A 19333-nucleotide genomic window follows, 5' to 3' on the forward strand; every position below is an offset into this window, starting at 1 on the left:
ACAATGAAACGATTCATAAAAATAAAAACTTATATCCTGCTTTTAGCAGGAGTGGCGCTTTCCCTACCGGCAACTGCACAACAGCACTATGAGCTGATGGGCAGTCAATCTTTAAAGGTAACAGGAACCTCCACTCTACATGATTGGGAGATGGTTTCTGAAAAATCGGAGGGTTCGGCAAGTATTACGCTGAGCGGTGAGCGGATCAAGGAAATAGCGTCCTTGTCGGTAAGCATACCGGTAAATACGTTGAAAAGCGGCAAAAGTGGGATGGACGAAAATGCCTATAAGGCGCTGAAAGCGAAGCAACATCCTAACATCCACTTTGAGCTTACCACGGTACAGGTGGATGACCTCACCATCTTTGCCGGTGGCAGGCTCACGATTGCCGGTACCGCCAGGCCAGTTGAATTCAAAGTAAACTATCTGGTTTCCGGAAAAAACATTCGCTTCAAAGGAAGCCTGCCCGTGACTTTCAGTCAGTTCAATATGGAACCGCCCACAGCAGTATTTGGCACTATAAGGACAGGGAATGACCTGAGGATTTCTTTTGAAACCATTTTTAAACAATCAAACAATTAAAAGTTCAAACAAAATGAAAAATAAAATAACTCAATCCATGCTTGTTGCCTTTCTAATATTGGCATCTGGCGTAGTTTATGCCCAGCAACCGACCTTGCAGTATTTCAGGCCAAATGACAGGGCCGGTGTCAATGTATTTGAGCCTTCAAAGGAAGATACCGTTGCTTTTGACGGAGTAAAAGTCCGGGTAGGGGGTGATTTCGCCTTGCAATTTCAAGCCTTGAACCAATCCAATGATCTGGATAGTTTGGTAGAACTCGGCTCCAACTTCAATCTGCCTACTGCCAATTTGAATTTAGACGTGCAGCTTTATGAGGGTGTACGGATGCATTTGAGGACTTACCTTTCTTCTAAAAACCATACTGAAGCCTGGGTAAAAGGTGGGTATGTGCAAATTGACAAACTGGATTTTATCAAACCCGGGTTTCTGGAAGGCATCATGGACGTTACCCGCATCACCGTAGGGTTAGATGAGTTCAATTATGGAGATGCTCACTTCCGCAGAAGCGACAATGCCCGTGCCATTTTCAATCCGTTTGTAGGCAACTACATCATGGATGCTTTTTCTACAGAAGCATTTGGTGAAGTTACTGTGATGAAAAACGGCTTTCTGGGTGTTTTAGGGCTAACCAACGGAAAGCTTAACCAAAGTGTGGTGGTAAACGACAATTCCGATAACAAAGCATCATTCTTTGGAAAACTGGGTTATGATAACCAGATAAACAATGACCTGAGAGTGCGTCTTACAGGCTCATGGTACATCAACAAGGGCACTACCACGGGGAATTACCTTTACGGTGGAGATAGGGCCGGATCCCGTTATTATAATGTAATGCAAACACTCGATGGTGATGGGAATGCTTTTGAGGGAAGGTTTAACCCACGGTTCAGGCAACTAACAGCTTTTCAGGTTAACCCATTTATCAAATTTAAAGGCTTGGAGTTTTTTGGCATCTATGAAGTAGCTTCCAACAGCGATGAGGAAGGAGCTGGTTCTTTTACGCAGCTTGCAGCAGAAGTGCTTTACCGCTTTGGCAACACGGAACAATTTTACTTCGGGGGAAGGTACAACACCGTCAACGGGAAAATGTCTGACACAGCAGCAGATCAAAGCGTAAACCGATTGAATGTTGGTGCCGGTTGGTACCTCACCGGCAATGTGATGGCTAAATTGGAATATGTGACCCAAACTTATGAAGATGATGGCTGGGCAGGCACTAAATATGCCGGAGGAGAATTCAACGGTATTAACCTTGAAGCTGTAATTAGTTTTTAGGCTTGGGGTTTTCCGGGTGGAGAGATGCTCTCCACCCGGATTTTTTAAATACGATGAACTGGTTTGAATACAGCAAGCTCATCCTGAAAAAGGTAAGCTTTGATAAAAGCCTTTTAAAGAAGGAGCTTAATAAATCACTGACAATGCTCGGACAGGAGGAGCGCCAAAAATTACTTCGCTGGTACCGGGAAAAGTTCAAAAACAAACAGAACAAGAGCTAGCCAAATGAATACCCTTTTTAGAACCAAAGGAATTTACCCAACACTTGTGCTGTTGATTTTACTGATGTTTGGAAGTTTCACGATAAACAGTCAGGGCAGTAAAGTTTGGCTCATAACAGGAGATAGCCGACTTGAATTGACCGTAGGCAGCAATGTCAAAGACTTTCACTGCCAGTCAATGGATTACCACGGTACGGACACGCTTGTGCAGGTTTGGGAAATTAGTTCAGGGCGCACCATTTTCAATGGCAAAGTTACCCTGAAGGCATCCTCTTTTGATTGTCATAACCGATTTATGACCAGGGATTTTCACAATACAATAAAGGCTGGTGAGTTCCCAACGGTTATAATCCAGTTTGAGCAGTTGGTGAAGCAACCTGATTTCGACTTGATAAATGGAGAAGTTATAGTTTCCCTGGCGGGAAAGTCTGAAAAATACAATGTTCGATGCAAAATTACAGACTATACCAATGATGGCATGCACATTGAAGGGAGCCGGTCATTTTCACTTTCAGATTTTGATCTGGAGCCGCCTCAAAAATTATTTGGTGCTATCAAAATAAACGATTTAGTTCTGGTTGACTTTCACCTGGTAATGAGGTATTTATGAAATAATGGGTTTAAAACCATAAGTTACCAAGCAATATAATGCTAATTGCTTCGTTTTACCCCATTATAATTTGAACATTCTAAACTAAATTTCGTAAATTCGAATAAGACTTTCTACAAAGTGCAACGTTTTAGAAAAATATCGGCCATCCTGCTTTCCATCCTGGTGCTGCTCAGTTCCACGAGCTACACCTTTGGTATGCATTTTTGCATGGGACAGTTGGAGAGCATTGCACTTTTTTCCGGGGCTGAGCCCTGCGAAATGGCCACACAGAAATCACCTTGTGCCACGAATAAGCATGATCCAGATTGCGAACATCAGCAGGTCACTAAAAAGGGTTGTTGCGAAGACCAGACTGTAGTAATGGAAGGACATGAAGACCTTACCCAAGTGTCCAAAGTTGCGGTTCCTGATTTTCAAATGATCGCAGTTTTCTACGCTGTGGTATCCTTTCTTTTCAGCGCTCCTGCAGTTGATTATTATTCGTATAACGATTATTCCCCCCCTCTGATTGAGCGTGACATACCTGTGCTCGTTCAATCCTTCCTTATTTGATTTTTGATGATCTGAACCTCCGATAATTTGATTACCGGCCGGGTTCAACTATGCTACGTGGTATGTTGGATTTATTCCATCAGACCATCAAACCATTGTATTCATCAAATAATCAAAATATGCTCAATTCCATAATCAAATTCTTTCTCGAGAATAAGCTCGTTACCGTTCTCGTATTGCTACTCATTGTAGCCTGGGGCATTGTTACAGCCCCGTTCAACTGGGAGGTGGGCTTCCTTCCCCGTGATCCCGTACCCGTAGATGCCATCCCGGATATTGGAGAAAACCAGCAAATCGTTTTCACCGAGTGGATGGGTCGTTCCCCGCAAGATGTGGAGGATCAAATCACCTATCCGCTCACCACGGCATTGCTGGGTCTTCCAGGTGTAAAAAGTGTGCGGAGTAGTTCAGCTTTTGGCTTTTCCAGCATCTACATCATTTTTAATGAAGACATTGAGTTCTACTGGAGCCGGTCACGGGTGCTGGAAAAACTCAACTCTTTACCGGCAGGTTTGCTTCCACCGGATGTGCAGCCAAAACTTGGCCCTGATGCTACCGCCCTGGGGCAGGTGTATTGGTACACGCTGGAAGGCCGGGACAAAGACGGAAACCCTACAGGAGGTTGGGATCTCCACGAACTGCGCACCATCCAGGACTATTACATACGCTACGCCCTCACGGCAGTGGAAGGTGTGGCCGAGGTGGCTTCTGTGGGTGGATATGTCAAAGAATATCAGGTGGATGTTGACCCTGCTGCACTGAAAGCACACGGTGTTTCTCTGATGGATGTGATGCAGGCAGTAAGGAACAGCAACATCGATGTAGGGGCCAACACCATTGAAGTAAACCTTGTCGATTATTTCGTCAGAGGCCTGGGCTATGTGGAGGAACTGGCCGACCTGGACAAGGCTGTAGTGAAAGTAACGGACAATGTCCCCATCCGGGTAAAAGATGTTGCTAAGGTCAACATTGGTCCCCAACCAAGAAACATGAGCGGCATCCTGGACAAATCAGGTGCCGAAGCGGTGGGCGGTGTGGTAATTGCCCGCTACGGTGACAACCCCTTGAAAATCATCAATGCGACAAAAGCGGAAATTGAAAAAATAGCCGATGGACTTCCGTCCAAAACACTGGCAGACGGCACGGTTTCTAAAGTAACGATAGTACCCTTCTATGATCGCACCGGCTTGATTTACGAAACCCTTGGTACCTTGTATGAAGCCATCAGCCTGCAAATATTGATTACCATCATTGTGATCATTGTGATGGTGTACAACCTGCGGGCATCTATCCTCATTTCAGCGCTTTTGCCACTGGCGGTACTCATGTGCTTCATATTCATGAAATACTTCGGAGTAGATGCCAACATTGTAGCCCTGTCCGGTATTGCCATTGCCATCGGCACCATGGTCGATCTTGGTATTATCCTCAATGAAAACATTTTGCGGCACCTGGAAATTGCCCCGGAAGGCCAGTCAAAATTAAAAACCGTGTATGATGCCACCACTGAGGTGGCCACTGCGATTCTAACAGCCGTCAGCACGACCATAGTCAGCTTTTTGCCGGTATTTACGCTACAAGCTGCTGAAGGAAAGCTATTTGGCCCGTTAGCTTATACAAAAACCTTTGCGTTGGTATCAGCGGTGATCTTTACGCTGGTCATCATGCCTGCCTTTTCGCACTGGATATTTTCCATGAAAAAAGCAAAGGGAAAAACGGGACTCTATCTAAACTATCTGCTAATGGTAGCAGGCCCTGTTGTCGCATTCACCGTTTGGTCATGGGCAGGCTGGGTATTATTTGGTTTTGGTCTGGTGAATGTACTGCTGCAGCACTATCCTGACAGACTGGGTAAATACCGGAACCTGATGATGGTAGGCGTTACCGTGGTGGCTGTAGCCTGGCTGCTGACTACAGAGTGGGTGCCCTTGGGGGTATCCAATAGCCTGCTTGTCAATTTTCTGTTTATTGCTGTAATCCTCGGCCTGGTGCTTGGCACCTTCGCTCTATTCCTCAGGGTTTATCCGAAAATACTCATGTGGTGCCTGGACAATAAAGGCTTGTTCTTGGTTACACCTGTTGTCATTATTTTATTGGGGGCCAATATCTGGCTGGGTTTTGACAAGGTATTCGGCTTTTTGCCAAAAGCAACAGAAAAATTAGGCTGGAACTTAAGGGAAACCTCAGGATGGACGGCTGTATCTGAAGTGTTTCCGGGCTTAGGCGAAGAGTTCATGCCGTCTCTCAATGAGGGTTCATTTCTCCTGATGCCCACATCCATGCCGCACTCCGGCATAGAAGTAAACCGTGAGGTACTGCAAAAACTGGATATGATGGTAACGGCCATCCCCGAAGTGGAAATGGTGGTCGGTAAAGCCGGCCGGGCAGAAACAGCCATTGATCCGGCTCCCATCTCGATGTTCGAAAACACCATTAACTACAAAAGCGAATACGTATCCGATATCAATGGAAACAAGCTGCGGTTCAAAGTAAATGATGATGGTCACTTTGAACTGAAAAATGGAACCACCTATAACCCGGAGACCATGTCCCCGGAACAAATTGATGTCAATCAACTCATTGAAGACCGCAGTGGCGAGTATTTCCGCCAATGGCGGGCTCATATTAAAACGCCTGATGATATCTGGGATGAAATTGTTTCTGTGGTCAATATTCCGGGTGTTACATCCTCTCCCAAACTTCAACCGATCGAAACCCGGCTGGTCATGCTCCAAACGGGTATGCGGGCGCCTATGGGGATTAAAGTTTATGGGCCGGACCTGAAAACCATTGAAGAATTTGGGCTGCAATTGGAAAAATACCTCAAGGAGGTTCCTTCTGTGAAGAAAGAGGCCGTTTTTGCCGACCGTATTGTAGGCAAGCCCTATCTCGAAATTGACATTGACCGAGATCAGATTACCCGCTACGGGCTCAACATCCGGGATGTACAAGACTATATAGAAACGGCTATTGGCGGAATGCAAATCAGTACCACGGTGGAAGGCCGGGAACGCTTTCCAATCAGGGTGCGGTATGCTCGTGAGTACCGAGATGATCCTTCATCCATTGAAAACATGCAGGTGCCCACGCCCTTGGGCAATTACATTCCACTTGGCCAGCTCGCAGACATCACCTACCGCCCCGGACCTGAGATGATCAGGGGAGAAAACAGCTTTTTGGTGGGTTACGTGCTCTTGGACCGGCTGCCGGAATTTGCCGAGGTGACTGTAGTGGAAGATGCGCAACGCCATCTTCGGGAGAAAATTGATTCGGGTGAACTCATCGTACCATCAGGTGTTCGCTATGAGTTTTCAGGAAGCTATGAAAACCAGGTAAGGGCTGAAAAGCGATTGGCCATTGTAGTTCCTCTGTGCCTCATGGCCATCTTCCTGATCCTGTATTTTCAGTTCAGGGCAATTTCCACCACATTGTTCGTATTCACCGGGATTGCAATGGCTTTTTCGGGTGGGTTTATGATGCTATGGCTGTATGGTCAGGACTGGTTCATGGATTTTACTGTCTTCGACACCAACATGCGGGAGCTTTTCCAAATGAAGGTGTATAACCTGAGTGTGGCCGTTTGGGTCGGGTTTATTGCCTTGTTCGGGATTGCCACAGATGATGGCGTTGTAGTGGCCACCTATTTGAAGCAAAGCTTCGAAAAACGGGAACCGGAAAGCGTGAAAGAGGTGCGTAACGCAGTTTTGGAGGCCGGACAAAAGCGGGTATTGCCAGCCATGATGACCACAGCCACCACCTTGTTAGCACTTTTGCCGGTGCTTACTTCATCAGGCCGGGGTTCGGATATCATGATCCCAATGGCCATTCCCTCATTCGGGGGTATGATCATCGAGATCATTACAGTACTGCTGGTGCCAGTCCTATACTGCTGGTGGGCAGAGCGCAAGTTAAGACGCAATCCCGAAGTATTTACTGAATCATAAATAGAGGAAGATGAAAAAAATAGCAATCATATTCCTGTTGTTTTTAGGAGTTCAGTCCACAAGCTTTTCACAAAGCCTGGATGAATACCTGAAAGTAGCAGCAGAAAACAACCCGGAGTTAAAAGCCTACTTCAATGAATATCTGGCCTCTTTGGAAAAAGTACATCAGGTGGGAGCACTTCCTGATCCTGAACTGACCATGGGTTTCTTCTTTCAACCAATGGAGCGGTTCATGGGCAACCAGCAAGCCGACATCCAGTTGATGCAGATGTTTCCCTGGTTCGGCATGCTGAAAACCCAAAAGGATGAAGCAAGCAAAATGGCACTGGCGCAGTACGAAGTGTTTCAGGATGCCAAATACCGCTTGTTTTATCAGGTAAAAAACACCTGGTATAAACTGTATCGGCTAGAAGAGGAAATCCGCATTACGGAGGAAAACCTTGAGATTCTTAAACAGTATGAGCGGCTGGCGCTCATTCGTTTTCAGAGTGCAGATATAGGAACCGGTTCCGGCCCTAGCAATATGCAGCAAGCTACAAGCATGAACAGCGGTTCCTCCACCTCATCAGCATCGTCAATGGGTGGAATGAGCGGTGGAATGACCAGTGGCACTTCCGGTAAAAGCAGTTCAAAAGGTGGTTCTTCAATGGGTACTTCCTCATCAATGAACGGGGGCGGGTCAGGCATGAGTGATGTGCTCAGGGTAAGGATTCAGATCAAGGAACTGGAAAACACACTTGCCTTGCTTGAAGACTCCCGACTGCCCATTAAAGCCGAATTCAATCAGTTGCTTAACCGGGATATCAATGAAGTGGTAAGCATAGCCGATTCATTGAGCGGATCAGTAGTCTCTTGGGAGCGCCAGGCTTTGCTGGACAGCATTACGCAGAACAATCCCATGTTGAAAATGCTGGATGCCGAGGAAGAAGCCTATGAGGCACAGAAAAAGATGGCTCGGCTGGAAGGCAGGCCTATGTTGGGGGCAGGCGTCAACTATATGCCCTTTAGTCCAAGGACAGAAAATGGAATGCCGATGGGCGGCAATGACATGGTGATGCCCATGTTGAGGCTGACTATACCCATCTATCGGAAAAAGTACAATGCTTTACAGAAAGAGGCGGAATTGAAACAATTGGCCGTTCAGCAGCGCAGGGAAAACACCGTCAATCAGTTGACCACCCGATGGTCAACCGCCTTGCGGGATTTGGACGATGCAACCAGAAGGACAAAGCTGTACCGGGAGCAAACCGACCTGGCCGGGCAAACCCTGAACCTGCTGATGACCAGCTACGCTACTGACGGACGGGATTTCGAGGAAGTGCTGCGGGTACAACAGCAATTGCTCGATTATCAACTCAAGCTGATCACTTCAATAGTAGATCAGCACGTCACCATTGCCATGCTGGAAAACCTGGCAGCAACAGAACTGAATTAATTGATCTAAAAAGTTAAAATGATGAAAGAAATATTTAAAAATAAAAAACTCCTACTGATCGTGCTCGTAGCGCTGACATTGGGAGGCGTACTCGGCTGGATGGTAAAACCATCTTCAGGTCATCAGGAGACGGAAGAAGCTGTTCACGTACATGATGAAGATTCTGATCAAATATGGACTTGCTCCATGCACCCACAGATACGGCTTTCAGAACCGGGCAGTTGTCCAATCTGCGGGATGGACCTGATCCCAGCTTCAAGTAAACGGTCTGCTGCCTCGGCCAGTCCACTTATGCATGAGATGACACCCGAAGCAGTGGCCATGGCCAATGTCCATACTTCCCTGGTTACAGGAGTATCTCCTGAAGGGGAGCTTTTTCTAACCGGAAAAGTGAAAGCCGATGAACGCCAACTGGCTTCTGTCACGGCCAAATTTCCGGGACGTATCGATCAGCTTTTTGTCAATTTCACCGGCCAGGTTGTCCGGCAGGGCGAAAGGTTGGCCACCATTTATTCACCCGAGCTGGTTACAGCACAAAAGGAACTTTTGGAGGCTGCTTCTACCAAATCCACCTATCCCGAACTTTATCAGGCAGCCAGGGAAAAACTGCGCTTATGGAAACTTAATGAGAAGCAAATTGACGATCTTGAAGGTTCTGGAAAAGTGCAGGATCAATTTGATGTGCTGGCCGACAAAAGTGGTATTGTAACCCAGCGGAATATTTCAGTTGGTGATTATGTGAACACTGGATCAGTTTTATTTGATATAGTTGACCTGAACCGGGTATGGATAATGATTGATGCGTATGAATCCGATCTCCCATTTGTAAAAATCGGTGATGAGGTCAACTTTACCGCAGCAGGCATTCCCGGAGAGACCTTTAAAGCTAAGATTACCTACATAGATCCGGTCATAAATTCTTCAACCCGTGCAGCCTCTGTGAGGGCTGAGGCCTCCAACAGCAACGGAGAGCTGCGACCTGAAATGTTCATCAACGCCAGGGTGCGGACCACTTTACGCAAAGGGCAATCCTCTTTGGCCATAACTCGCACCGCTCTGCTTTGGTCGGGCAAGCGTTCAATCGTGTATGTAAAAGTACCTGATACTGAATTTCCAACTTACGAAATGCGTGAAATCACCATAGGCCCACGTATGGGCGAAATGTGGCTGGTGGAAGCCGGACTGGAAGCGGGTGAAGAGATAGTGACCAATGGAGTATTTGCCATCGATGCGGCTGCACAACTTTCCGGAAACTACAGTATGCTCATGCGTCCGGATGTGAAAACCATGGACGTACCACAGGCTTTCAGGGAACAAATCACAGCGCTGGCCGATGCTTATTTCAAAGTAAAGAATGGTTTGGTCGCTGATGATCCAAAGGCTACACAATCCGCATTGGAACAGTTGGAGGCAGCTTTGGACCAGATTGACATGGCCGGGCTGAAAGGCCAGGCACACGATCACTGGATGGCTTTGAAACAGAAGTTTTCAGAAGCAACTAAAATGATGCAGGCTGAAGAAAGCCTGGATGGCCTGCGGCAACACTTCTCAATGCTTTCTGAAAATATGCTGGAGATGACCGAATCTTTCGGACTGGAAAAGGACAAAGTGTACAAAGATTTCTGCCCGATGGCATTTGACAATAAGGGCGCATTTTGGCTCAGTGAAACGGAAGAGATTCTCAACCCCTACTTCGGTGAGGCCATGCTTTCCTGTGGGGAGGTGAAAGAGACGTATCTCAAAGGTCAAAAAGTCTTTGAGGATGGAGGGCCTGCCAAGCAAGCAGCCAGTGGACATAACCATTAAGAGATGAAAAGTTGCTGCAAAACAGGAGATGAAAGATCTCCATCTAAAATAAAAAAATGGGTCAGCTGGATTTCCTGGGGAATAGTCATTCTTCTGGTCACTGGTTTAGTCCTGATCCAAGTATTTAACCTTTAAACAAATAGAAAAATGAAAAAAACAATGATCATGCTATGCCTGGCTTTAGTAAGCTGGGGAGCAACCGCACAACACGACCATGCAGCGCATGGCGCACAAGCAAGCAGTGAAAAGATGGAACCCATGTTCAAAGACAAGGCGCTGGGATCTTCCTACACGCACTACATTCATTTGAAGAATGCTTTGGTAGCCTCTGATTTTCAGCAAGCAAAATCTGCTTCTGAATCTTTGGTGAAAGCTCTTCACAATGTAAAAGGAAGTGATAAAGTCCATACAGAGGCGGCCAAAGTTGCACAGGCAGGTTCACTGGAAAACCAGCGAAAGGCTTTTACCGCCTTAAGCAATGAGATGGCCACTTTGGTGAAGGGCGCTGATATAAGCATGGGAGAACTCTACCTGGAATACTGCCCAATGGCCAATGGCAACACAGGAGGCTATTGGCTCTCCAACGAAAAGGAGATCCGCAACCCTTACTTCGGTGACAAGATGCTGAAGTGCGGAAGCGTAAAAGAGACAATTAACTGACACAAGTCCTGGCATAAGGGATTGGGTTCACGATAAGCTGAGCCCGATCCTGACACCAGGCACAAACACAATGAGAAATGAAAAAGAACATCATTTTCACCATCGCATTCCTTGGAGGAATGCTGCTGGCAGCACATGGGCTCTTGGCACAACCAAGTAGCAAGTTGGAACAACGCCTAATACACATCAATTCAAAAGGTGAGGTATCGGATGACCGGGGCACCAAACTCGGATACATCAGTAAAGAAGACATTGTTTTCAACAATCAGAATCAAAAACTGGGCTTTATCAAAAACGGCAAAGTGTATGATGCCGAAGGTAATCCCCTTGGCAAAGCCAAAAAAGATGGTCGCTATTACAACAACGATGGAGTATTCATTCTGAGCACCAAAACGATGGGTGATAAATGTGAAATTCTGGATCCAGAAGGTCACAAAAAAGGCACAGTTCATAAAAACTATAAACTTCATGCGTGTGCTACACACTGTTTCTTCTTGGAACAGGAAATGAAAAAAGAGGAAGATAAGTAAAAAGTAAAGCCCTGTTGGAGAGTGGCCTCTGTGCAGGTGTAGTCTTGCATGCTACACTGCCGCCACTCTTCCATCAGGCACCAAACTCTTAATACGATGAAAACGAGAAAACACAACGCTAGTCCAAAGTCATTGCGCAAAGACAAACTAGTGGCTTATCTGACCTTGGTATCACTGATAGTTGTAGCTACTGTAGCGGTGTTTTGGATTCAGGGTTACCGCATAGGCTCATCGGTTGGTATAGCCACTGATGAGATAAAGACTCCAATTGACCCAAGCTTAGTATGTATGGTCAATGACGCCTATATGGGTGTAGCCCAAATCCCGGTACCGGTCAATGGCAAAACCTATTATGGTTGCTGTGAAATGTGCGTGGATAAGCTTAACAACCTGGAAAGCGCAAGGATCGCGATTGACCCCTATAGTGGTAATCCTGTAGATAAATCAGAAGCATTTATAGTAGTGACTAACCAACAAGGTGCAGTTGCCTACTTTGAATCAGAGGCTAATTACAACGCATTTAAGAAAAACTAAAAACAATCCTTTAACCCAAAATCTATGAAATTGAAACTGCTTTTTTTTGGTCTTGCTGCCATAGTGGCCGTGAAGACTCAAGCGCAACAGTCGGATGAAATTAACCAGGTAAAACAAGTCCTGGAATCATACAAACAGGCCATTGAAAGCCTCGATACAACCGGCACAGGTAATTTATTTGTATCGCAATCAATTGTTATTGAGTCAGGCAAAGTTGAAGGCCGATATCAGGACTATCTGGCCAACCACCTGGGCCCGGAGCTCCATCATTTCGAATCTTTCAAGTTTAGTGACTATGAAGTAGCCATTGAAGTCGCTTTGCCATTTGCCTTTGCTACTGAAACCTACAAATACACCATTGTGCTAAGCAAGGACAAGTCAGTTATTGAGCGAAAAGGAGTTGCCTCCAGCATTTTGAAAAAAGAAAACGGTCAATGGAAAATATGGCAAACCCATTCATCAGCAAGAAAACCACAGACCAATCATTAATCACCTAAATAATTTAACAATGAAAAATATTCTAAAAGCAGTCGTATTGCTACTATTCACTACGGCAACCGTATCGGCTCATGACGGCCACAAAAGCAAACAAGACAGTACCGCCCAACAGGCGGATACCGTAATGAATGCTCATTCCACCGGGGAAGAGCATGAAGACCACACCAGTACCAGCGAGGCGGATAGCCACGATACACATCCTCAAGATGCACACCACGAAAAAAAGGTCACGGCTGATCTTGCGGACTTTCCCACAATCCATCCGCTAATTGTGCATTTCGCTATCGTATTGCTGATTGTGGGAGCCATTCTGGCGGTAGTCAACATCTATTTCATCAAAAGGGAACTGGCATGGACGGCATTTGCCCTGGTGTTGATCGGATTTATTGCCGCATATCTGGCAGGCAGAAACTTCCATCCGCACACTCACGGACTAACAGAACATGCCAAGCTCGTATTGGAACAACACGACTTCTGGGCTGACTGGACAATCAATCTTGGGTTTATTGGCCTGCTGTTACAAGGAATCAACCTATTCATTTTCAAATCAAAAAGATGGGCAATGGCTATTGTAGCAGTTGTGTTATTGGGTGCAGCTTATGCTGTGGCACAGGCAGGACATTACGGAGCACAATTGGTACACATAGAAGGTGTAGGGCCGCAAGGTAATTTTTTGGAACTGGAGCATGAACATTAAACATCAGATAATGAAAAAATTCCCTAATATAATTTTAGCAATTTTCGCATTTGCCTTGTCTTTTTTATTATCAGGGCTAACTAATGCGCAAAACCTCACTCAAAAATCAGTCGAAGGCAACACTGATAATCTTCCTGTAAGAGAGTACGCCATTTCCATAAATGAGCTGGCAGTGAACAGGGCAGGCAAGGAAGTAATGGGAATGGCCATTAATGGCAGTATCCCGGGACCCACACTTACTTTTACTGAAGGTGAATTTGCCGTAATCTACGTAAAAAACGAAATGGATGAAGAGACATCCATTCACTGGCACGGATTGCTGTTGCCCAATTTTTATGACGGGGTTCCTTACCTTACCACTCCGCCCATCGCGCCTGGAGAAACACAGAAGTACGAATTTCCCCTGAAACAAGCCGGTACCTATTGGTATCATTCACATACCATGCTGCAAGAGCAGAGTGGTGTTTTTGGCTCTATCGTCATCCATCCTAAAGAAGAAACCCTGGCCTATGACAAAGAGCTTGTTATAATACTTTCGGACTGGACAAATGAAAAGCCCATGAACGTACTTCGTTTCTTGAAACGAGGAACCGAATGGTACAACTGGCGAAAAGGTACGGCCACACCCCTCAACCGGGTTATTGCCAGAGGTGCAATGGGAGCACAGTTAAATTTCTGGAGGCAGAGAATGGAAAGTGCAGACATTGCCGATATATATTATCCTGCCTTTTTAGTTAATGGTGAACAAGTTCAGGAATATCCCAATTTCAAACCCGGAGAAAAGGTTAGGCTTAGAATTATTAACGGGGCAGCTTCTACCTCGTTTTGGATGACGTTTGGTGGTGAAGAGCCGACTTTAGTTGCAGCTGATGGACTAAATGTTGAGCCGGTCAAGCGCAATAAAACATTTATTGCCATTGCGGAAACCTACGATTTTATTGTAAGTATTCCGGAAAGTGGAAAGATGGAATTTCGGGCCACCGCTCAGGATGGTTCAGGAACAGCCTCTGCTTTTTTGGGTGATGGCGAAGTTTTAGCAGCCGAAGATGTTCCCCGTCCTGATAAGATTGGCATGATGATGCAAATAGCAAAAATGGACATGCGCATGGGGGCTCCTGCCCTAAAATTTAATCCTAAAAAGGACGATCCCCAAAAAATGATGGAGAACTGGGGAATGCAAATGAAAGGCGACAAAAACCCGGATAATGATATGCCGGGTATGAATATGGCCGGAAATAAGGAAGAGGTCTCCCAAATGGATCATTCCTCAATGGATATGTCTGATGATAAAAACTCCAAAATGGATCCGCCAAGTGCTCCCATGGCTGAAATGCCCGGGATGGAAAACATGGACATGTTTTCAGAATTCAATTACAATTATCTGAAATCACCTGAAAAAACGGTTTATGGTAAGGATGTTCCAGTCAATGAAATCCTCCTCAATCTTACTGGGAATATGAACCGCTACATCTGGAGCATGAATGGTATTCCCCTATCTGAAACCGATAAAATAAAAATCAAAGAGGGGCAAATTACCCGAATCACCCTTAACAACCTGACGATGATGCACCATCCCATGCACCTGCATGGTCATTTTTTCCGTGTCATCAACGAAAGCGGTGATTACTCACCCCTGAAGCACACGGTGAATGTGCCCCCCATGCAAAAAGTAACCATTGAGTTTTACGGGAACGAATATGGGGATTGGTTCTTTCATTGTCATATTCTCTATCATATGATGGGTGGTATGGCACGGGTAGTCAGCTATGATACACCGGAAGACCCTAGAATGAAACCCTTTCCAATTTCCAAACTGATTCACGAAACCAACCGCTTCTATAGTTGGGGAATGGCAGATGTTGCCTCACATAATACAACAGTCAATCTGACCACTTCAAACATTCGCAATCAATTCAATTTATCAATGGAATACGGATGGAATCAGAACCTGGAAGCTGAATTTTCTTATGAGTATTATCTGTACGATTATTTGAGGGTTTTTGGAGGTATTAATGTTGAGAATACCACCAGGAATAGTTTGGATGATATGAAGACAATTGCCGTGGCTGGTATCCGGTGGTTTACACCTTATATGTTCAATGTTGACCTAAGGATAGATAATGAGCTTCGGCCTAGAATTGGAATCGGTCGATCGCTGATGATATTTCCGAAGTTATCAATTTTTGGCTATTACGAATATCAAATTGATGCAGGATTGGTAAACGGTCTGGAGGCCGGCCAAAATTACAAAGAAGAAATTGTATGGAGTGCCGGTGCACAATACATGCTTTCTAAGAATTTTTCACTGATGACAAGCTATGACAACCGCTTCGGAGCAGGGGGCGGATTATCTGTCATGTTTTAATTAGGAAGTTAGCAGTAATGGTAGGACGACCCAACAGACAATGAAGTGATATGCAAAAAACGACATTTAAGATAACAAAAATGGACTGTCCATCCGAAGAACAAATGATTCGGATGAAACTTGACGATTTGACAAATATTCAATCGTTAGAATTTGACATACCCAACCGACTTTTACACGTTTTTCATATAGACAATAATGAACAAATTTTTCAGCGACTTGACACATTAAAATTTGACACTTCAATTCTCTCGACTGTTTCGGTTGACAATTTTACAGCAACTGACAATCAAAATGACGAAAGAAAAACCTTATGGACTGTTTTAATAATAAATTTTTTGTTTTTCGTTATTGAAATTGTAACAGGACTTATATCAAACTCAATGGGCTTGGTTGCCGACAGTTTAGATATGCTGGCTGACAGTATTGTTTATGGACTTGCATTAATTGTTGTTGGCGGAACAGTAGTCAGAAAAAAGAATATCGCAAAATTTGCAGGATACTTTCAAATCCTTCTTGCTGTAATTGGTTTTATAGAAGTAGTCAGACGATTTATTGGAGTCGAGAAAATGCCTGACTTTCAAACAATGATTTTCGTTTCGATTGTAGCGTTAATAGCTAATGTTATTTGTCTGTATTTATTGCAAAAGAGAAAAAGCAAAGAAGCTCATATGCAAGCAAGTATGATTTTTACTTCAAATGACATAATCATAAATTCGGGAGTAATTACAGCAGGACTTTTGGTTAATTGGCTCAATTCAGGTTATCCCGACTTAATTATTGGAGCAATTGTATTTGTCATTGTAGCGAGAGGAGCTTACAGAATTTTACAGCTATCAAAATGACGACTAACAAGACAACGGAAGAAACCACTACTGCTAACAGCGGTTTTGCGTCAGGCGGGGGAAACGGCTTCGTATGACAGTTTTTCGTAACTTTGAAGTTTACGGCTTCGTAAGGAAGTTTTGTGCTAAAAACCCGCCCGAACGCAAAGCCGCAAACCGTTATGGAAGAAAGTTATAAAAAAGGAAGTTTAAGTTTATTAGGATCAATTGCTTTAGGCACTGGTGTAATGATCGGTGCAGGAATCTTTGCATTATTGGGCCAGGTGGCTGAACTGTCAGGGACCTGGTTTCCTTACATTTTCGTTTTGGGAGCTCTCATTTCAGCATTTAGTGCTTACTCCTACATCAAAGTTTCAAATACGTATCCTTCGGCTGGGGGGATAGCCATGATTTTGAAAAAAGCTTATGGTAAATCAACCATAACAGCTTCTGCATCATTATTAATGGCACTATCCATGGTAATCAACGAAAGCCTGGTTGCCAGAACTTTTGGCTCTTATACCCTACAACTGTTCGAAGTTGAAAACAAGGAACTTTGGATTCCCATATTGGGTGTTGCTCTTTTGGTTAGCGCTTTTTTGATTAACATATCTGGCAACAAGCTGATAGGAAAGTCATCACAGTTCATGTCATTTATCAAAATTATCGGAATTCTGATTTTTGCCATAGGAGCTCTCTGGGCAGTGGGTTTTTCTCTGGAAGGGTTGATACCAAAAGCCATCAAAAACACTGATTATTCAGCAACCAGTTATATTGGGGCTTTAGCACTTTCCATTTTGGCCTACAAAGGATTCACTACAATAACTAATAGTGGTGGCGAAATTACAGAACCTCAAAAAAATGTTGGCCTGTCTATTATTATTTCTTTGTTGATATGCACAGTGGTGTATTTTCTGGTTGCTTTCGCTGTAAACTCAAGCCTTACAATCTCTGAAATTATTCAAGCCAAAGATTACTCCCTTGCTGAAGCTGCCAGACCTGTTTTTGGAGATTTTGGTCTTCATTTTACCGTTGCTATTGCCATAATAGCTACTATTTCGGGAGTGATTGCCAGCATTTTTGCAGTCTCTCGTATGACGGCTATGCTTACAGATATGGAACTTATTCCACATAGTCATTTGGGCATGTCAGGCCGAATACAGAAGCATATGTTGGTGTATGTGGTGTTTATCGCTATCATCCTGACTATTTTCTTTGATCTGTCCAGAATTGCTTCCATAGGAGCCATTTTTTATTTGGTGATGGACATCATTATTCATTGGGGTGTATATAAGTATTTGAGGAAAGAGGTGAAAGCCAATGGAACAATTGTACTCACAGCGATGGTGTTGGATTTCATCGTATTGGCAGCTTTCTTATGGATCAAGGCATCATCTGACCTTTTGGTTCTTATTGTTTCTGCATCTGTGATGCTAATAGTTTTTGCAGGTGAAAAATGGTTCTTAAGTCGAGCAGATAAATCTACCCAAAAATGAAACGAAACAGAAACTACTACATCCGAAAAACACACCGGTATCTGGGGATTTTTATAGGCATTCAGTTTATTGGGTGGACGGTCAGCGGCCTCTATTTCAGTTGGACGGATATTGACGAAATCCATGGAGACCAGTTCCACCATGAGCATGTCACGACCCATTCACCCCGGAACCTGATCAGTCCGGCACAATTGGATTCAACGATTGGTATTTCATCCCTTGAGCTTCGCTACATCAATCACCAACCGCATTATTGGGTCAACGATAGTCTGCTTTACAATGCCCTGACCGGGCAAATCAAAAAGGGCATAACCGAAACGGAGGCGGCCGAAATCGCACAGAACCATCTCGTAAAAAACCTGGAAATCCTGAAAACAGAATGGATTACTGAAACCGACAACCATCATGAATACCGTGGCAGGCCGCTACCAGCCTGGGCTGTCCACTTTGAGCATCCCGAAAACCTTACGGCCTACGTAGATGCCCGTAACGGCAACTTCGAACGGGTACGCCACAGCCGTTGGCGTTGGTTCGATTTTCTTTGGATGTTCCACACCATGGATTATGCCGGGCGGGACAACTTTAACAATTGGCTGCTCAGGGCATTTTCAGTCTTTGGCCTATTTACAGTGCTATCAGGCTTTACACTTTACGCAGTATCCTCTAAAACTTTCTTAAAAACCACTTCAAAACTTAAAAAGAATAAATGATGAACAAACTGATTTACATACTTGCACTGGGATTGCTGATCGTATCCTGCCAAAACAAAAAAGGTGAAAATGGTGGTCACGAACACCATCAGCCGGAAAAAGCACCTACTGAGCAATCGGACAACTCGAAAAAGAGCATCCCTCAGGAAGCGCATGGCAATGTGGGTGATACGCACATTACCATCAAGTACCACTCACCCGCAGTGCGGGAAAGGGTCATCTGGGGAGGTTTGGTACCCTATGGCGAAGTTTGGGTGACAGGTGCACACAGTGCCACCAATATAGAATTTTCCAAAGCAATCCAGGTCGAAGAAACTACGATACCAAAAGGGAAGTATGCATTCTTTACCATTCCCGGACAGGACCGTTGGACATTGATCCTAAACAAAAACTGGGAGCAGCACCTGGCAGATGATTACGATCAGGCCGATGATGTCATCATGATTGAGGTAACACCGGAAACGGGAATGCCACTTACCGAACGGCTAACTTATACCATAGAAGACAAAGGAGAGGGCTCTGGCGCTATCCGCATGTCATGGGAAAAGCTAAGTGTTTCACTTCCATTCAAAACAGATTAACCACTAAAA

General features: G+C 44.8%; 17 protein-coding genes. All 17 read left to right on the top strand.

Going from position 1 to position 19333, the window contains the following annotated elements; all coding sequences use genetic code 11:
* Window positions 1-3 precede the first annotated feature (3 nt).
* The gene (locus tag FHS59_RS04970; RefSeq protein ID WP_184493608.1) at window positions 4-582 is read left to right on the top strand and encodes a YceI family protein; all 579 of its coding nucleotides are present in this window, start codon (window positions 4-6) and stop codon (window positions 580-582) included.
* A gap of 13 nt (window positions 583-595) precedes the next feature.
* Entirely contained in the window at window positions 596-1858 is a 1263-nt protein-coding gene (locus tag FHS59_RS04975) for a hypothetical protein (RefSeq protein ID WP_083892016.1), read from the top strand.
* A 225-nt stretch (window positions 1859-2083) separates the two neighbouring features.
* On the top strand, window positions 2084-2689 hold the full coding sequence (locus FHS59_RS04980; RefSeq protein WP_184493610.1) for a YceI family protein: 606 nt from the start codon (window positions 2084-2086) through the stop codon (window positions 2687-2689).
* 120 nt (window positions 2690-2809) lie between these two features.
* The gene (locus FHS59_RS04985) at window positions 2810-3244 is read left to right on the top strand and encodes an HYC_CC_PP family protein (RefSeq protein WP_449355639.1); all 435 of its coding nucleotides are present in this window, start codon (window positions 2810-2812) and stop codon (window positions 3242-3244) included.
* A 119-nt stretch (window positions 3245-3363) separates the two neighbouring features.
* On the top strand, window positions 3364-7188 hold the full coding sequence (locus FHS59_RS04990; protein ID WP_184494498.1) for an efflux RND transporter permease subunit: 3825 nt from the start codon (window positions 3364-3366) through the stop codon (window positions 7186-7188).
* A gap of 10 nt (window positions 7189-7198) precedes the next feature.
* Window positions 7199-8623 carry a TolC family protein gene (locus FHS59_RS04995; RefSeq protein ID WP_184493612.1) on the top strand — a complete coding sequence of 475 codons (1425 nt, stop codon included), beginning with the start codon at window positions 7199-7201 and terminating at the stop codon, window positions 8621-8623.
* An 18-nt stretch (window positions 8624-8641) separates the two neighbouring features.
* Window positions 8642-10429, top strand: coding sequence for an efflux RND transporter periplasmic adaptor subunit (locus FHS59_RS05000; RefSeq protein ID WP_246388303.1), 1788 nt, complete (start codon window positions 8642-8644; stop codon window positions 10427-10429).
* A 159-nt stretch (window positions 10430-10588) separates the two neighbouring features.
* Window positions 10589-11089, top strand: a complete 501-nt coding sequence (locus tag FHS59_RS05005; RefSeq protein ID WP_246388304.1) for a DUF3347 domain-containing protein — start codon at window positions 10589-10591, stop codon at window positions 11087-11089.
* A gap of 77 nt (window positions 11090-11166) precedes the next feature.
* The gene (locus FHS59_RS05010; RefSeq protein ID WP_184493616.1) at window positions 11167-11619 is read left to right on the top strand and encodes a 5-fold beta-flower protein; all 453 of its coding nucleotides are present in this window, start codon (window positions 11167-11169) and stop codon (window positions 11617-11619) included.
* A gap of 96 nt (window positions 11620-11715) precedes the next feature.
* Complete coding sequence (locus tag FHS59_RS05015; protein WP_184493618.1) at window positions 11716-12153, top strand: hypothetical protein; 438 nt, start codon at window positions 11716-11718, stop codon at window positions 12151-12153.
* A gap of 24 nt (window positions 12154-12177) precedes the next feature.
* Window positions 12178-12642 carry a nuclear transport factor 2 family protein gene (locus FHS59_RS05020; RefSeq protein ID WP_221444439.1) on the top strand — a complete coding sequence of 155 codons (465 nt, stop codon included), beginning with the start codon at window positions 12178-12180 and terminating at the stop codon, window positions 12640-12642.
* A gap of 19 nt (window positions 12643-12661) precedes the next feature.
* The gene (locus tag FHS59_RS05025; RefSeq protein ID WP_184493620.1) at window positions 12662-13348 is read left to right on the top strand and encodes a hypothetical protein; all 687 of its coding nucleotides are present in this window, start codon (window positions 12662-12664) and stop codon (window positions 13346-13348) included.
* A gap of 10 nt (window positions 13349-13358) precedes the next feature.
* Window positions 13359-15713: a multicopper oxidase domain-containing protein gene (locus tag FHS59_RS05030; protein ID WP_184493622.1), complete on the top strand. Its 2355-nt coding sequence runs from the start codon at window positions 13359-13361 to the stop codon at window positions 15711-15713.
* A gap of 50 nt (window positions 15714-15763) precedes the next feature.
* Window positions 15764-16558, top strand: coding sequence for a cation transporter (locus FHS59_RS05035; protein ID WP_184493624.1), 795 nt, complete (start codon window positions 15764-15766; stop codon window positions 16556-16558).
* Window positions 16559-16719: 161 nt separating this feature from the next.
* Window positions 16720-18033, top strand: a complete 1314-nt coding sequence (locus tag FHS59_RS05040; protein WP_184493626.1) for an APC family permease — start codon at window positions 16720-16722, stop codon at window positions 18031-18033.
* The gene (locus tag FHS59_RS05045; protein ID WP_014771899.1) at window positions 18030-18743 is read left to right on the top strand and encodes a PepSY domain-containing protein; all 714 of its coding nucleotides are present in this window, start codon (window positions 18030-18032) and stop codon (window positions 18741-18743) included. The genes FHS59_RS05040 and FHS59_RS05045 overlap by 4 nt, the downstream gene beginning before the upstream one ends.
* The gene (locus FHS59_RS05050; protein WP_184494500.1) at window positions 18743-19324 is read left to right on the top strand and encodes a DUF2911 domain-containing protein; all 582 of its coding nucleotides are present in this window, start codon (window positions 18743-18745) and stop codon (window positions 19322-19324) included. Before FHS59_RS05045 ends, FHS59_RS05050 begins: the two co-directional genes overlap by 1 nt.
* The last annotated feature ends 9 nt before the right edge of the window (window positions 19325-19333 follow it).

It is taken from the genome of Algoriphagus iocasae, assembly GCF_014206875.1.
Classification (GTDB): domain Bacteria; phylum Bacteroidota; class Bacteroidia; order Cytophagales; family Cyclobacteriaceae; genus Algoriphagus; species Algoriphagus iocasae.

Excerpts from the sequence above, each read along its gene's own strand:
- FHS59_RS04970 (WP_184493608.1), top strand. The coding sequence starts at position 4 with ATGAAACGATTCATAAAAATAAAAACTTATATCCTGCTTTTAGCAGGA.
- FHS59_RS04975 (WP_083892016.1), top strand. The coding sequence starts at position 596 with ATGAAAAATAAAATAACTCAATCCATGCTTGTTGCCTTTCTAATATTG.
- FHS59_RS04980 (WP_184493610.1), top strand. The coding sequence starts at position 2,084 with ATGAATACCCTTTTTAGAACCAAAGGAATTTACCCAACACTTGTGCTG.
- FHS59_RS04990 (WP_184494498.1), top strand. The coding sequence starts at position 3,364 with ATGCTCAATTCCATAATCAAATTCTTTCTCGAGAATAAGCTCGTTACC.
- FHS59_RS04995 (WP_184493612.1), top strand. The coding sequence starts at position 7,199 with ATGAAAAAAATAGCAATCATATTCCTGTTGTTTTTAGGAGTTCAGTCC.
- FHS59_RS05000 (WP_246388303.1), top strand. The coding sequence starts at position 8,642 with ATGATGAAAGAAATATTTAAAAATAAAAAACTCCTACTGATCGTGCTC.
- FHS59_RS05005 (WP_246388304.1), top strand. The coding sequence starts at position 10,589 with ATGATCATGCTATGCCTGGCTTTAGTAAGCTGGGGAGCAACCGCACAA.
- FHS59_RS05010 (WP_184493616.1), top strand. The coding sequence starts at position 11,167 with ATGAAAAAGAACATCATTTTCACCATCGCATTCCTTGGAGGAATGCTG.
- FHS59_RS05015 (WP_184493618.1), top strand. The coding sequence starts at position 11,716 with ATGAAAACGAGAAAACACAACGCTAGTCCAAAGTCATTGCGCAAAGAC.
- FHS59_RS05020 (WP_221444439.1), top strand. The coding sequence starts at position 12,178 with ATGAAATTGAAACTGCTTTTTTTTGGTCTTGCTGCCATAGTGGCCGTG.
- FHS59_RS05025 (WP_184493620.1), top strand. The coding sequence starts at position 12,662 with ATGAAAAATATTCTAAAAGCAGTCGTATTGCTACTATTCACTACGGCA.
- FHS59_RS05030 (WP_184493622.1), top strand. The coding sequence starts at position 13,359 with ATGAAAAAATTCCCTAATATAATTTTAGCAATTTTCGCATTTGCCTTG.
- FHS59_RS05035 (WP_184493624.1), top strand. The coding sequence starts at position 15,764 with ATGCAAAAAACGACATTTAAGATAACAAAAATGGACTGTCCATCCGAA.
- FHS59_RS05040 (WP_184493626.1), top strand. The coding sequence starts at position 16,720 with ATGGAAGAAAGTTATAAAAAAGGAAGTTTAAGTTTATTAGGATCAATT.
- FHS59_RS05045 (WP_014771899.1), top strand. The coding sequence starts at position 18,030 with ATGAAACGAAACAGAAACTACTACATCCGAAAAACACACCGGTATCTG.
- FHS59_RS05050 (WP_184494500.1), top strand. The coding sequence starts at position 18,743 with ATGAACAAACTGATTTACATACTTGCACTGGGATTGCTGATCGTATCC.